This is a genomic window from Shewanella sp. SR44-3, assembly GCF_014163735.1.
Classification (GTDB): domain Bacteria; phylum Pseudomonadota; class Gammaproteobacteria; order Enterobacterales; family Shewanellaceae; genus Shewanella.
Map to the genome: position 1 here is coordinate 66743 of NZ_JACJDV010000008.1, position 13827 is coordinate 80569.

The window sequence follows — 13827 nt, forward strand, 5'->3', positions numbered from 1 at the left end:
CTTATAGTAATCTTGATGCAGCTTTAGAACTTTATTCTTTGTATCTAGTTATATAACACTCGCGACATAATATGTCGACCGCTAATTTGTTAAGGAATATTATGCCTGTACCCAGTCAGAGCCACAAAGTTTATCCGGCCACTTTGGCACAGACATCGGTGCAATATTGGACTGCGCTTATTCAAGTTTGGCCTGAGGCGCAAAATCAGCTGAGTACAGCGCAGCAAGATGAGCTGAAAACAGTACTGGGTTTGAGTGATTATATCGCGCAGCAATTATGCCGTCACCCCGACTGGATTCTGATCTTGTTTGAACAAGGGCTATTAGAAGAAGTCGATAGGCAGGCCTTTGATCACCAGCTGCACAAATTATTAGCGGCTGCCACCGATGATGAACAAGCTAAAAAAGTACTAAGAGAGTTTAGAAATCTACACATGGTGCGCTTGGCATGGCGTGATTTCATGAATTACAGCAGTCTAGAGGCTTCATTATTAGATTTATCGGCGCTGGCGGAAGCATTAGTGATTGCCGGGCGTGATTGGCTTTATAGGCAAATGTGCATGCAATACGGCACGCCCAGTGATAGCGAAGGTCGGCCACAACCTTTGCTTATTTTAGGTATGGGGAAACTGGGCGGGCGAGAGCTTAATTTCTCCTCTGACATAGATTTGATTTTTACCTTCCCTGAGCACGGTGAAACCGTAGGGGCACGGCGCTCACAAACCAACCAAGAGTTTTTTATTCGTATGGGGCAGCGATTGATTAATTTACTTAATCAACTCACTGTCGATGGCTTTGTATTTAGGGTTGATATGCGCCTTCGGCCTTACGGCGAGAGCGGCCCTTTGGTGGTGAGCTTTAGCGGGCTTGAAGATTATTATCAAGAGCAAGGCCGTGACTGGGAGCGCTATGCCATGGTTAAGGCTCGCGCTTTAGGCCCTTGGAATGGCTACAGCGATGAGCTGCATGCTTTACTCAAGCCTTTTATTTATCGCCGCTACATTGACTTTTCTGCTATTGATTCATTGCGCAGAATGAAGCAATTGATCGCTCAAGAAGTCCGTCGTCGTCAATTGACTGATAACATTAAATTAGGCGCCGGCGGTATTCGTGAAGTGGAATTCGTGGTGCAGAGTTTTCAGCTTATTCGTGGCGGCCGCGAGCCAGCTCTTAGACAACAGAGCCTATTTGGTGCCATAGATGTGCTGTACAGCTTAGGCCAGTTGGAGTACTTGGCAGTTGATGAGCTAAAGCACAGTTATGTGTTACTGCGCCGAGTGGAAAATCTGCTGCAAGCCATAGATGATAAGCAAACCCAAACCTTGCCAAATCGTGGATTAGATTGGCAGCGGCTTTGTTATGGCTTAGACAGGGTAAATGAGTCTGATTTACGTACCCATATTGAAAAAGCCATGGGATTAATTCATCAGCATTTTAATGCCACTGTGGGCGGTATGGATAGCCAAGAACAAAGTGAGCATTGGACTTCACAGCTGTGGAATATTCAACAAGACGACCATGCACAGGCGTTACTTGATGAACAGCAAATAGAAGATGATGAACTTTGGCCGTTACTCAGCCATTGGCGCGCCGTGGTGGCTAAGCGCACCATAGGGCCAAGAGGCAGGGAAACCTTAGATAAACTTATGCCAAGGTTATTGGATGAACTCACCGGGATGATGAAACCAAGTCAAGCATTCAAGTCTGTAATGCAGGTGCTAGATCAAATCCTCACACGCACCACTTATCTTGAACTATTGTGTGAAAACCCCGGTGCGCGTCAGCAACTGGTGAGCCTGTGCTGCGCTAGCCCTTGGGTGGCTAAAGAATTAGCTAATTTTCCTATGTTGCTGGATGAGCTTATTGATCCCTCTCAGCTTTACGACACCACTTCTATCGACGATTATCCTAGTGAGTTACGTCAGTATTTACTGCGAGTGCCAGAAGATGACATGGAGCAGCAGATGGAAGCATTGCGGCAGTTTAAATTATCGCAGCAGTTAAAAATTGCCGCGGCCGATGTCACAGGTGTCTTACCTGTGATGCAGGTGAGTGACCACTTAACCTTTTTAGCTGAAGCCATCATAGAGCAAGTGGTACATCAAGCTTGGCATCAGGTGGCTAGCCGCCATGGAGTCCCTGCTGGCACCAGTATAGATAACATGGGTTTTGCCATTATTGGCTACGGTAAATTGGGCGGTATTGAGCTAGGTTATGGCTCAGATCTTGATTTGGTTTTCTTGCATCAAAACGATCTATTTGGAATTACAGATGGCGATCGCTCCATCGAAGCTAAGCTGTTCTACCTTAAATTAGCCCAGCGAATAGTCCACCTGTTTGCAACCCGTACCACCTCGGGCGAGCTTTATGAAGTGGATATGCGACTGCGACCTTCTGGTGAATCTGGGCTACTTGTGAGTGATATAGAAGGTTTTTATCAATACTTACAGACAGAAGCTTGGATCTGGGAGCATCAAGCCTTAGTGCGTTCACGATTTGTGTTTGGCTCAGGAAGTATGGCGGCGCGTTTTAATGATATTCGTGCAGCAGTGCTTAAGATGCCCCGAGAGCAGGCTGAGCTTGCAAAAGCGGTGCGGGATATGCGCACTAAGATGCGCGATCATCTGCTTAAAATTCGCACTGATGAATTTGACTTAAAACAAAGCCCAGGCGGTATTGCTGACATTGAGTTTATTGGTCAATACCTGGTACTTGCTCACGCTAATGAGTATGAAGATTTAACCTTATGGTCTGATAACGTGAGAATTTTTGAGGTGCTGGCAGATCTGGGTTTATTACCTGTGATGCAGGCTCAACTGTTAACCCAGACCTATTGTTGGCTCAGAGATGAAAACCACAGATTAACCTTACAACATGCCAAAGGCGTATTGGCATTGGCTAGCGTGATCCATAAAACTGAGCCGATACTTGAGTTGTATCAAGAGTTGCTCAAGGCTTAATATAATTGTGCTATCCAGTTTTGGTACAAAGGTAAGCCAATTAATACGTTAACTGGGAAAGTGATCCCAAGAGATGCCAGCATAGCAAGGCCAATATTGGCATCGGGAATCGCGGCCTTAATGGCGGCAGGGGCGGCGATGTAAGAAGCGCTGGCACTGAGCCCAGCCAATACTAAAGTGCTACCTTGAGGTAATTCAAGCCATAGGCCCGCTAAGATCCCAACCCAGGCCAAAATAAAAGGGGCTACAGCTGCAAATATCAATAAGCGCCATTGTTTATAAGGCAGTGGGAAGCACACTTTTGCTGTTGTAATCCCCATTTCTAATAGAAATAATGCTAATAAAGTTTTAAAACCGCCCAATAACATAGGAGTCAGTGGCGCCATACCATCAGTGCCATATATCCAACCAATTAATACTCCTCCACAAAGCAAGACAACGCCGCGGCTGGTCATGGCCTCATGGAGTACGCTTGAATTGGATGAACTTCCTACATCCGTGCTGTCTTTCGCCTGTAAATGGCGGTAAAGCCACAACATGACAATAATTGCAGGTAGCTCGAGTAACACTAAATAAAGAGTGGTTTCAGGTTTTAGGGGTAAATCTGAGACTTCAACCATGGCCATGACAACTGCGAAGGTGCCCGCGCTGACTGAGCCGTAATGGGCTGCCACACTAATAGCATCGGTGCGATGCAATTTAATCACTTTCGTCAACAGCGGATATAAACTTAGAGGGATAATCAATCCCATGGCGATAATTGCCAATAACTCTAGATAGTTTAGTGTGTGAGTCTGACCGTGAAGCGCCATGCCGCCTTTTAAACCTAAGGTCAGCATCAGTAGGATAGATAGGGTCTCATAAGTGGCTTTGGGGACTTTTAGATCAGATTTAATCAGTCCAGCGAGTAATCCAAGAGCAAAAAAGGCGATGACGATATCAGGCATGAGTTTGTTATCTATTGGCAGTATTAAATGATGCTGATTGTGCCTGTATAAGAAAAGCTTAGCAATTAATCTACTACTTTTGTCTCTAAGGTGGTGTTATTTATGGTTTCTAAGGCTGTCATGGGGGCGATTAAGTACCTATCGTAAATCGCTTGATATTCACCGGTTTTTTTTATCTTTTTGAGTCCATCATTAAAGTCATCACGAATATTTTTTTTCCAAAATACTGGGCGATAATCATTGGGATCTAGTCTGACAAAGTGATGAAATTTTACTGTTTTTAGTGGTGTGCCCAGATTTTGGTGAACTTGAATTTGATGATATTTAAAAATATTGATATCACTGAGTGCTAAGTCGAAATGCCCTCTCTCTAACAACAACACTTGATTTTCTTGTCTGAAATTCTCAGTGTACAAACCATTCAATTTACCTGTCATCAGCCATTCAGGATAGCGCTTATAGGCTCCTTGAAATGACACTATGCTAAGACCTTGGAGATCCTCTGGGGCTTTAATCTCCAATTTACGCTCAGCAAGGCTAATAAATACATTGTCGTAGAGCACAGCAGGATCGCCATAATAAGCACCTAAGGCTTGCATATCTTGGCCTAAGTCTGTCATAGCTGCATCAAATTCACCTTGTTTAAAGCCAAAAGGTACTCGTGCCAAGGGCAAATAACTGGGATTAATACTGTGGCCATGGACAGCCAAGGCTGCGCTGATGATTTCTATTTCAATCCCAGAATGTGAATCAGGAAATGAAAAAGGAGGAATAGACTCTCCAAATGCCATGTTCAGTTCATCAGCATGGGCGGTAAAGCTCAATAAGCTTGCAAGCAGAATAGATAGAATTCGCAAAACAGTATAATAATCCTTTAGTGACTTAATGCATGTCCATTGAGTCTAGTATAAATTTTATGGAGTTAACTCATACTTGAGGAGTAGTTTGTACTGAAGCAAACTACCCATTCACTATAGAAATGAGTTTTTCGATAAACGAGCTTAATGCTTTGGCGTCATCAAAAGAGAATGCTAAGCCATAATGTACCGGCTCGACTCCTTTATGTTGTCGTTTGGGAAAACGGGTCATTTGGTTATTATGGTAATACTCATACTCACTGTGGACTCCGTCAATTAGGCATAATTCTGCTGAAAAAATTTCAAAAGCAGGGCGGATGATTAATCGGGTACGCTGGCTCTGCTGGTGGACATAAAAGGCTTCTTTGGTGTGTGGCAGCATGTATTCAGTAACATTTTGAATGTTGAAATTACTACGGCAATTCAGATCTTTAAGGGTTGACGTTAAATCTACAGATGACATATTCACAGAGTGATATCCAAGCAAAAGTAAGTGCAGGCAGTATGACCAAAAAGTATTTGAAAAGGAACCCGAGTCGCTGTCATAAACTGAGATTTGTGGAAAGGGATGCTTAAAATATCAGCACCCTTAACTAGGCCTTAAGCTAAACAAATTCATTGTTGATTTCATTTTCTAAATATCAAGGTCGCTTTGAGTAGGTATTGGTAAGTAAATAAAGGCGAATGATTGGACTATGGCTACAAATTCAGGGTTAACGAAGTATTTCTCTCGCGAGCATAGCAAAGCTGCAGATGTCACTTACATTGGCGTAGATGCCCAATTGCAAGGTGAGATTAAGTTACAGGGCGGCGCGTTAATTGCTGGTCAATTACAGGGCGTGTTAAGGTCTACAAGTCATGTGAAAGTGGAGCTTTCAGGTGTGATTGAAGGTGATATTTATTGCAAAGAACTCAAAGTATGTGGCGTAGTTAAAGGGCGTGTTTTTTGTGATAAATTGATTATTGTCAGCTCTGGTGTTGTTGATGGCTCACTGGCTTGCCAGCAAATGGAAATTTACGATGGTGGTCAGTTTATCGGTACTCGTACCTCAGCAATAAGCCAAGAAGTGGCCCAAGAATCTTTAGTGGAAAAGGGCGTAGATATAACCCAAACCCTAGAAGAGGCATTAGTGACAGTAGCCCATGAAACTAAGTCGAAGTTATCCAGCAAACCTAAAACCAGCGACAGCAGCCTAAATGCGCTAAATCTTGCGAGCTAATCTCTCAGAATAAAACACTTATTTTCAGCTTTGACAATAAAAAAGCCTCAACACTTATCAGTTTGAGGCTTTTTTACATTGACTTCACAGAGACTGGAAGATCAAGTATCCAAATTATTGATTAATACGAGTTGGGATACCGTTACGTTGCTCAAGTAAACGTTTTAATACGAAAGAGTCGGTTTCTGCATTAGCAACAAATCTGGCAATATCTCTGTGCATACTCAGCACTACTGGCTCTACTGACTCGTATTCAGCCATGGTGCGAGACAGTGGCTGGTGCACTTCTAGGTAACGGTTACCATCAGGCTCTTCACTGGCTTTGATCGGCTGGTTAGTGAATTCCACGCGGGTGCCAACAGGTACGCTATTAAATAAATGTTCAATATCTTCATCACGTAAGCGAATACAGCCTTGGCTGATACGCAAACCAATACCGAATGTGGCATTGGTACCATGAATGGCATACAAGTTACCGATGTAAAGCGCAAATAACCCCATTGGGTTATCAGGGCCCGCAGGCCAAACGGCAGGAAGCACTTCGCCTTTAGCTAGGTACTCTTTACGAATACGCGGCGTAGGTGTCCAGGTTGGATTTGCGCGCTTGCGCTGCACTGTCGTGACCCATTTTTCAGGAGTATCTTTACCAATTTGGCCAATACCAATGGGCAAAACTTCAACAATATTTTTACCTTTAGGATAATAATACAGGCGCATTTCTGCCACGTTAATGACTATGCCTTCGCGAGGTGCATTAGGTAGAATTAACTGCTGCGGGATAATCAAAGTACTGCCAGGTTTAGGCAGGAAAGGATCAACACCTGGGTTTGCTTCAAGTAGGTTGCTAAGCCCAAGTTGGAATTTGGCTGCGATAGACTCTAAGGTCAACTTGCCATCGGGAACCACGTAATACTGATTTTCACCCACTAAATTACTGCCTTTAGCAGGTAATGGGTATTCGACAGCTACAGCAGAGCTCATAAAAAGTGCCGAAACAAGGATTAGGGCAGAGCGAAACGGATTAATCATAAGCTGATAATGTTCCTAAAACAGAGATTTTCAGTCTGGTGAAACAAGGTGTTAAGCCAGACAATTAAAGGCCGCATCCTCTCTCATTTAGTTTAAAAATTCAACCGAAATTTGAGTTGCAAAGCACTTAAATGCGATAAATTTACCAATCGTGTTTTTGACCTTTAGTGCAACTAATAGAGAGATGGGCCATTTTCATCGGGACGAGTCTTGAAGCGTCGATGTAGCCACATGTATTGGTGACGATTTTTATTAATAAGTTGCTCTATTATCTTGTTGCCCCGCAAGGCATCACTAACTTCATCAACACCTGGAAAATCTTCAAGTGCTGGCATAACTTCAATGCGATAGCCTGAGTCATCTTGATTGCGTTCAACAAAAAACGGTAATACTTTGGCTTTACCTAATTTGGCTAAAGTGGTGGCCCCTGTAATGGTTGCAGCATCGGGCACGGCAAAAAAGGGAATAAAGACCGCGCTTGAGCGGCCAAAGTCCTGATCTGCGGTATACCAGACAGCATCAGGGGTTCTAAGGCTGCGTACCATTTGACGTATATCCCGTTTTGATACTAAGCCTTTGTTTGAGCGCAAACGTCCTTTGACTTGCAAATATTCCATTAAGCGGTTGTTATGAGGGCGGTAAACTCCAATACTAGGATTGAATTGTCCAAACACTCTTGCACCCATCTCAAGGGGTAAGCAATGCACTGCAAATAGGATCACTCCATGGCCCGCTTCGAGTGTATTGCTTATGTGTTCAGTACCTGCCATTTGCATATGATCTTGCACTTTGCTATCTGACCACCACCAAGCATTAATAGTGTCAAACAGGGCTTTGCCTGTTTCTTCAAAATTCTGCACTAACAATGTTTGCTGCTCTTGTGCGCTCATTTCTGGAAAGCATAAACTGATATTGCGCTTTGCAGTGCGGGTACGACTACCCGCAACTCTCATGACAAAACGGCCAAGTCCGGCGCCCAGTTTCATTTGCCAGCGCAATGGCAAGACTTGGGTGGTGCGCATAAGTGCGACACCAAACCATAATAGCCAATATTTGGGATGGAGCAAATGAGCAGAGAATTTGGCTTTTTCGACCACAGCTAACACGCCTTTTTATCTAAATTAGCGCTTATTCTAACTTAATTTATTAAAAAGTTAGGTACAATCATGGTTAATTTTTTACTCGAGAATGATGGCACTATGAAGGTTACCCTCCCTGCGTTTGAAAAAGCCCGTATTTTGGTCCTTGGCGATGTGATGTTAGACAGGTACTGGGTAGGGCCCACAGGGCGAATTTCTCCCGAAGCGCCCGTGCCCGTTGTTAAGATTAATCAGATAGAAGACAGACCCGGCGGCGCGGCTAATGTGGCGTTAAATATTGCAACATTAGGTGGGCAAGTTCAGTTAGCTGGCCTGGTTGGTGAAGATGAGGCTGCTAAAGCCTTAACACTAGGGGTGCAAACCTTAGGTGTTGAGCCACAATGGTTAACGGTTAACGACAAACCCACCATCACTAAGTTAAGGGTGTTATCTCGTAATCAGCAATTGATCCGCTTAGATTTTGAAGAATCTTTTGATGAGGCCAGCAGCCAAGCTTTATTTGCCCAAAGTGAAGCTATGCTAGATAACGTCGATGTTTTGGTATTGTCTGATTATGCTAAAGGCGCCATTGCGGACCCAAGGGCGTTTATTGCCAAAGCCCGGGCTAAGGGCGTGACAGTCTTAGTTGACCCTAAAGGCAGCGATTTTGCACGTTATTATGGGGCCTCTTTAATCACCCCTAACATGAGTGAGTTTGAAGCAGTCGTTGGCGAAGTTAAAGATGAAGCTGATTTAATTGAAAAAGCGCAGCAGTTGATTAGCATCCATCAATTTGGTGCCATGTTGGTGACTCGCTCAGAAAAAGGCATGACGCTTATCACGGCTGATGAACCTGAACTGCACATTCCCACGGTGGCACGGGAAGTTTATGATGTCACTGGTGCTGGAGATACGGTGATTTCGGCTTTAGCAACCTCATTAGGCGCTGGCAGTACTTTGGCTCAAGCCTGTGCTATCGCAAATACCGCAGCTGGGGTTGTGGTCGGTAAGTTGGGTACTTCTACGGTGAGCCGTATTGAATTAATTGGTGCCTTGGCCTCTCATCAAGGGGAGTCGGGTTTTGGCGTCGTCAGTGAAGATCAATTGGCTTATGCCATGGAGCAAGCTCGCCTTCGTGGTGAACGAGTGGTGATGACCAATGGTTGTTTCGATATCCTGCACGCAGGCCATGTGAGCTATTTAAAACAAGCGAAAGCCTTGGGTGATAGGTTGGTTGTGGCAGTTAATAGTGACGCCTCGGTTAAGCGGTTAAAAGGCGATGGTCGCCCTGTGAACCAAGTGGACAGGCGTATGGCTGTGTTAGCGGGTCTGGCTTCAGTTGATTGGGTCGTGCCTTTTAGTGAAGATACCCCAGAGAGGATCATTACCCGCCTGTTACCTGATGCCTTGGTTAAAGGTGGCGATTATAAGGTTGAAGATATTGCAGGCGGCGCGCAGGTGATTGCTGCAGGTGGCAAGGTTGAAGTGCTAGGTTTTGAGGATGGAGTGTCTACCACCTCAATTATCCAAAACATTATGTCTAGGCAGTAGACTCATCATTAAGCGTTATAGCTGTAATGCTAGGGCTGGCAAATCTAGTGAGGGCGCCATGAGGCTAACCTCAGTTATCTGTATAGTATTACTGATGCTGAGTGTCAATCGCTTAGCGGCCAGTGAGTCTGATTACCAAGGGCTCACTAATCTAGGTTGGCAATGGGTTTCGGCTGCAGATAAAAAAGCCCTAATCTGTGACATCAGCCATTGGCATGAGTGCCTGCAACAGCTGAGTTCTACAGCATTAGCGCAGCTAGACTTTAGCCCTGAGTATGCTGAAAATGTCTTAGGCCGGCAAGAGGCCATGGTCCTGTCGGTCAAAGAAAGTCAGCATGCAGGGATTATACTGTTAGCACCATCTTTAGTGCAGGCGCTTGAGCAGCAAGTGACTGAGGACAGTGCTCACAAAAGTATTGATAAAATTACCAAAAAAAATAGCGAGAAAAGTACGAGTATCATTTCAATACGCCAGGCGAGCATCAGTGTTGCTGGCAAATATTATTCGCTTATTTTAGAGCACCAAGCACAACTGACCCTGTGGCATGAGTTGGGGCATTTGGAGAACATTGCCTTGCAGGGCAGTATCTTACCCATAAATTTGAGCGCTTATCAGCATGAATGGCTTGCAGATGTTTATACCCTGTGGCGCAGTTTGAAGGAAACAGGCAAGTTAGATTTGGCTTGGCAACAATATCACAGGCGCAATATGGCGCTGATTAATGATATTGCTAATTTAAGCCACTGGAGTGCGCCTCAGTTATTGAGTTTGTTAAGTGAGCAGCCTGAACGTTTGCAGTTAGATTTTGAACAATATTCAAATTTTATAGCCTTTATCTACCCCAAGTTGATGCAGCTTGACGAGTCGACTTTAGCCGAGTACTCCAGTTTAGTGCAGCGCACTTTTGGCGCTGGCGCGGTGCAGTCTTTGCCTCATTACATGTTTTGGCGTCAACAAGAATTAGCCCTATGGCTAAGGCCAACGTTAGGTGAGTTAATGGGGGAAAAGCAGGCCGAGTTGTGGCTTAAAGCTCAATTTTCAGCCTTATAATTTTACCTTATGGTAAGTTTAACGGGGTAAAAAATGGGAGCTCTGTGGGTTCCCATTTTTATTTTTGGCTCTTAAATTTAATATTAATGTAGCTTAAACATGCCTACTTGATCGCGCATAGAGTTGGCGAGCTTTGACAGCTCATTTACTGAGTGGCTTAACTCTCCGGCTGCTTGACTGGAGTGCTGGGTGATATCACTGATGGCAATAATGCTGCGGTTAATACTTTCAGCCACACTAGACTGCTCTTCTGCTGCGGTAGCAATATGGGTATTAAGTTCAGTAATGCTGTCCACTGAGCTAACAATTTCTTTCAGTGCTTTACCTGCCATATTGGTTTTCTCATTAGCTTCATCCACTTGGGTTATGCCCGCTTGCATAGAAGTAACAGCTTTTTTTACCCCTTGCTGCAGTCCATCAATCATGGTTTCAATCTGCAAGGTGGATTCTTGAGTGCGTTTCGCTAAGGTGCGCACTTCATCTGCGACCACCGCAAAGCCGCGTCCCTGTTCACCAGCTCTGGCTGCTTCAATGGCGGCATTGAGTGCCAGTAAGTTGGTTTGCTCGGCAATACTCTTAATCACATCTAACACTTGGCCGATATTTTGACTGTCATTAGATAAATGCGAAATCACCTCGGCAGTTTGTTGAATTTGAGATGACAGCACCGACATACTACTTATTGATTGCTGCACTATGATGTCGCCATTAGCGGCGTGTTCATCAGCATTTCTAGCTGAATCAGCCGCAGCAGTGGTGCTTTGGGCGACTTCAGCGACAGTGGCCGTCATTTGATTCATCGCTGTTGCTGTTTGCTCTGTTTCAGCTTGCTGCTGATGCATGCGATCATTAGTTTCAGTGGTGAAGTTGTTCAAGCTTTCGGCTGAAGTGTGGATGGTTGAGGCAGCACTTGATATTGATTCTAAAATCCCCCTTAAATGTTCAATGACGCCGGTTAGGTTTGTTGATATTTGCCCGAGCTCATCATCGTTGTAAATGGTGAAAACTTGGGTTAAATCAGACTCTTTTTTTATAGTCTTTAGTTTCGCTAGAATATCGTTCACAGGTTGCATGACGCTTCTGCGAGTCCAAATGTTTAACGCTAAACTTGCTGCAATGGCAATGACGGCGATGAGCATAAATAAGCTAATTGATGAGGTGTAGACATCGTTTACGGCTTGCTTTTCTTCCCCTGCCACTTGTATTTGCAGTGCCACTAGTTCGGCAATTTTACCACTTATAGGGTCAATAACTTGGTATAACGGAATAATCTCATCATTAAGTTGGCCGTTGATGTTACCTGCCATTCCCCCGAGCTTATTGATAAGTAAGTTTATTTGTTTATTTGCAGGGCCAAACATGGCATCGGCTTCTTTGGCTAAGCGAGACTCATCCATTGTGAGCTCAGTCGCCATATATTTTTTCCAGCGCGTATCAATATTGCTTTTGGCATCTTCCAGGGCTTTAGCAGCATCTTGAGCGCTAAAATCACCGGCGTTGGCTTTGTTTATGGCATCAATCACATAGACCGCGTAGTCATCACCAATGATTTTTAGATCTTCAAGTGGCACCACTCTATCACTATAAATGCGTACTACCCCTTGTTCGATTTTTCCCATCATGTTGATAGCCATGACACAGAGCATTACCAGTAAAGCCAATGGGATCATTGAACTTAAAAGCATCTTTTGTTTAATTTGTAAATTCATAGATTAAGCACCATAGATAAGTACGAGTTTGTCCATCTTAAGGGTTCATTCATTCCGTGGGGGGAACCTAAACGTTTGCCTGTATCTAGCGCTGAAAGCTAGTTTAGGGAACGGAAAGTTAATTCTTTAATTGCAAATTAATCCAAGTATGGGCTTTGGTATAACAGTTAGAACACCCTAGGTTGAGCTTTTTGCTGGTTTAACATCTAGCTAACAAAGTATTGCACAGGATGTCATTAATGCGAGTTTGATAGAATAAAAAGTGAACGCTTAGGCTAGTTGTAGAGATTCTTGCCAAAAGGCAATATTGTTTTTACCGCGTTTTTTAACAAAATACATTGCGGTATCGGCCATTTCACATGAGGTTGCGAAGTTGTCTTGGGCGGTAAAACGATAGACGCCTATGCTAAGACCTATGGTGATTTTTTTGCCTTCAAGATTGATTGCTTGCTGATAATGGTCAATCAAGCTTTGGCAAAATTCTTTTAGTAAGTGTTGATCTTGAGTGGCAATCAGCAGTACGAATTCGTCACCGCCTAAGCGCGCGATTTTAATGCTTCTATCTATTCCCTGATGCTGGCTCACAAATTCAATGCTGTATTGAGTTAAGGTTTTTGCGACATGGATAAGTAATAAATCACCAATATGATGGCCGTGTTTATCATTGGTGACTTTTAAACCATCGAGGTCGATAAAACATAATGAACCATTAAGCGCTTGGGATTGTAATCTGAGATAGCTTTGTTCAATGGCGGCTCGATTAAGTAAGTCTGTTAATGGATCGTAATGAGCAAGTTTAGCCAGAGACTGCTCGTAACGCTTTTCTTGGGTGATATCCACATGGGTACCAATGATCTTCAGTGGTTTTCCTTCTGGGGTGTAGCTGGTTATCCTGCCTCTATCAGATACCCAAGTTATGCTGCCGTCTTTATGGATCATTCGGTGCACGGCTTGGTAGATATCTGTTTTACCTGCCACATGTTCGTCAAATGCAGCAATGACCCATTCTTTATCATCGGGATGCAGGTTGCCTTTCCAGCTATCTATATGTGCGGGTAGCTCTTCAATTGTAAAGCCTAATAAATCACCCCATTGCTGATTATGTATAGTGAGATTACCCGTAGGGATATCTTGCTCCCATAAGCATAGTCCCGTGCCATCTAAGGCTGCATGGAGCTTTTCTTGGGTGAATTGTAGGTTTAATTTTAGCGCTTTATTTTCCGCTTCAAGACGCAAGATGATTTCTTCAAGCTGCTTAAGCTTTTCTGAGCTAGACATATTCTGACTTTTAACGCAAATAAACTCGACCTTAGAACATTTCTATTGCTAGGTACAATTTTTCTTAGTAGTGAGTCGCAACCTTGGATGGGGACAGACATCAAGTTAGTTATGGTATCTAACATGAGCGTTATATTTTTAGATAG

11 protein-coding genes are annotated in these 13827 nt (G+C 43.9%); 4 read left to right on the plus strand and 7 right to left on the minus strand.

What is annotated here, in order from left to right:
• The first annotated feature begins 101 nt into the window (after nt 1-101).
• The gene (gene glnE, locus H5073_RS06800) at nt 102-2960 is read left to right on the plus strand and encodes a bifunctional [glutamate--ammonia ligase]-adenylyl-L-tyrosine phosphorylase/[glutamate--ammonia-ligase] adenylyltransferase (protein WP_182678235.1); all 2859 of its coding nucleotides are present in this window, start codon (nt 102-104) and stop codon (nt 2958-2960) included.
• Here the strand turns inward: glnE and H5073_RS06805 are convergent.
• The 3 genes from H5073_RS06805 to H5073_RS06815 all read right to left on the minus strand — a co-directional run bounded on the left by H5073_RS06805 (nt 2957) and on the right by H5073_RS06815 (nt 5227).
• The gene (locus H5073_RS06805; RefSeq protein WP_182678237.1) at nt 2957-3907 is read right to left on the minus strand and encodes a sodium-dependent bicarbonate transport family permease; all 951 of its coding nucleotides are present in this window, start codon (nt 3905-3907) and stop codon (nt 2957-2959) included. The genes glnE and H5073_RS06805 overlap by 4 nt on opposite strands.
• 65 nt (nt 3908-3972) lie before the next feature.
• Complete coding sequence (locus H5073_RS06810; RefSeq protein WP_259394844.1) at nt 3973-4764, minus strand: ABC transporter substrate-binding protein; 792 nt, start codon at nt 4762-4764, stop codon at nt 3973-3975.
• A gap of 103 nt (nt 4765-4867) precedes the next feature.
• Complete coding sequence (locus H5073_RS06815; RefSeq protein ID WP_182678320.1) at nt 4868-5227, minus strand: hypothetical protein; 360 nt, start codon at nt 5225-5227, stop codon at nt 4868-4870.
• 232 nt (nt 5228-5459) lie between these two features.
• Here H5073_RS06815 and H5073_RS06820 point away from each other — a divergent pair, with 232 nt between their 5' ends.
• A complete protein-coding gene (locus tag H5073_RS06820) occupies nt 5460-5984 on the plus strand; it encodes a polymer-forming cytoskeletal protein (protein ID WP_182678239.1) in 525 nt (174 codons plus the stop codon).
• A gap of 114 nt (nt 5985-6098) precedes the next feature.
• Here H5073_RS06820 and H5073_RS06825 read toward each other — a convergent pair whose 3' ends face one another.
• Together H5073_RS06825 and H5073_RS06830 are read right to left on the minus strand one after the other, a co-directional pair.
• Nucleotides 6099-7013 carry a L,D-transpeptidase family protein gene (locus tag H5073_RS06825; RefSeq protein ID WP_220487995.1) on the minus strand — a complete coding sequence of 305 codons (915 nt, stop codon included), beginning with the start codon at nt 7011-7013 and terminating at the stop codon, nt 6099-6101.
• 173 nt (nt 7014-7186) lie between these two features.
• The gene (locus tag H5073_RS06830) at nt 7187-8110 is read right to left on the minus strand and encodes an LpxL/LpxP family Kdo(2)-lipid IV(A) lauroyl/palmitoleoyl acyltransferase (RefSeq protein ID WP_182678241.1); all 924 of its coding nucleotides are present in this window, start codon (nt 8108-8110) and stop codon (nt 7187-7189) included.
• A gap of 102 nt (nt 8111-8212) precedes the next feature.
• On the opposite strand from H5073_RS06830, the gene hldE reads away from it, so the two are divergent.
• Both hldE and H5073_RS06840 read left to right on the plus strand, forming a co-directional pair.
• Complete coding sequence (gene hldE, locus H5073_RS06835) at nt 8213-9643, plus strand: bifunctional D-glycero-beta-D-manno-heptose-7-phosphate kinase/D-glycero-beta-D-manno-heptose 1-phosphate adenylyltransferase HldE (RefSeq protein WP_182678325.1); 1431 nt, start codon at nt 8213-8215, stop codon at nt 9641-9643.
• A gap of 58 nt (nt 9644-9701) precedes the next feature.
• Entirely contained in the window at nt 9702-10694 is a 993-nt protein-coding gene (locus tag H5073_RS06840; RefSeq protein ID WP_182678243.1) for a hypothetical protein, read from the plus strand.
• A gap of 83 nt (nt 10695-10777) precedes the next feature.
• Here the strand turns inward: H5073_RS06840 and H5073_RS06845 are convergent, their stop codons facing one another.
• Together H5073_RS06845 and H5073_RS06850 are read right to left on the minus strand one after the other, a co-directional pair.
• Nucleotides 10778-12403 (minus strand): methyl-accepting chemotaxis protein, encoded by a 1626-nt coding sequence (locus tag H5073_RS06845; protein WP_182678245.1) that lies wholly within the window; start codon nt 12401-12403, stop codon nt 10778-10780.
• Between the two features lie 270 nt (nt 12404-12673).
• The gene (locus H5073_RS06850; protein WP_182678248.1) at nt 12674-13681 is read right to left on the minus strand and encodes a diguanylate cyclase domain-containing protein; all 1008 of its coding nucleotides are present in this window, start codon (nt 13679-13681) and stop codon (nt 12674-12676) included.
• Between the last annotated feature and the right edge of the window lie 146 nt (nt 13682-13827).

Excerpts from the sequence above, each read along its gene's own strand:
- H5073_RS06850 (WP_182678248.1), bottom strand. The coding sequence starts at position 13,681 with ATGTCTAGCTCAGAAAAGCTTAAGCAGCTTGAAGAAATCATCTTGCGT.
- H5073_RS06815 (WP_182678320.1), bottom strand. The coding sequence starts at position 5,227 with ATGTCATCTGTAGATTTAACGTCAACCCTTAAAGATCTGAATTGCCGT.
- hldE (WP_182678325.1), top strand. The coding sequence starts at position 8,213 with ATGAAGGTTACCCTCCCTGCGTTTGAAAAAGCCCGTATTTTGGTCCTT.
- H5073_RS06820 (WP_182678239.1), top strand. The coding sequence starts at position 5,460 with ATGGCTACAAATTCAGGGTTAACGAAGTATTTCTCTCGCGAGCATAGC.
- H5073_RS06825 (WP_220487995.1), bottom strand. The coding sequence starts at position 7,013 with ATGATTAATCCGTTTCGCTCTGCCCTAATCCTTGTTTCGGCACTTTTT.
- glnE (WP_182678235.1), top strand. The coding sequence starts at position 102 with ATGCCTGTACCCAGTCAGAGCCACAAAGTTTATCCGGCCACTTTGGCA.
- H5073_RS06840 (WP_182678243.1), top strand. The coding sequence starts at position 9,702 with ATGAGGCTAACCTCAGTTATCTGTATAGTATTACTGATGCTGAGTGTC.
- H5073_RS06845 (WP_182678245.1), bottom strand. The coding sequence starts at position 12,403 with ATGAATTTACAAATTAAACAAAAGATGCTTTTAAGTTCAATGATCCCA.
- H5073_RS06805 (WP_182678237.1), bottom strand. The coding sequence starts at position 3,907 with ATGCCTGATATCGTCATCGCCTTTTTTGCTCTTGGATTACTCGCTGGA.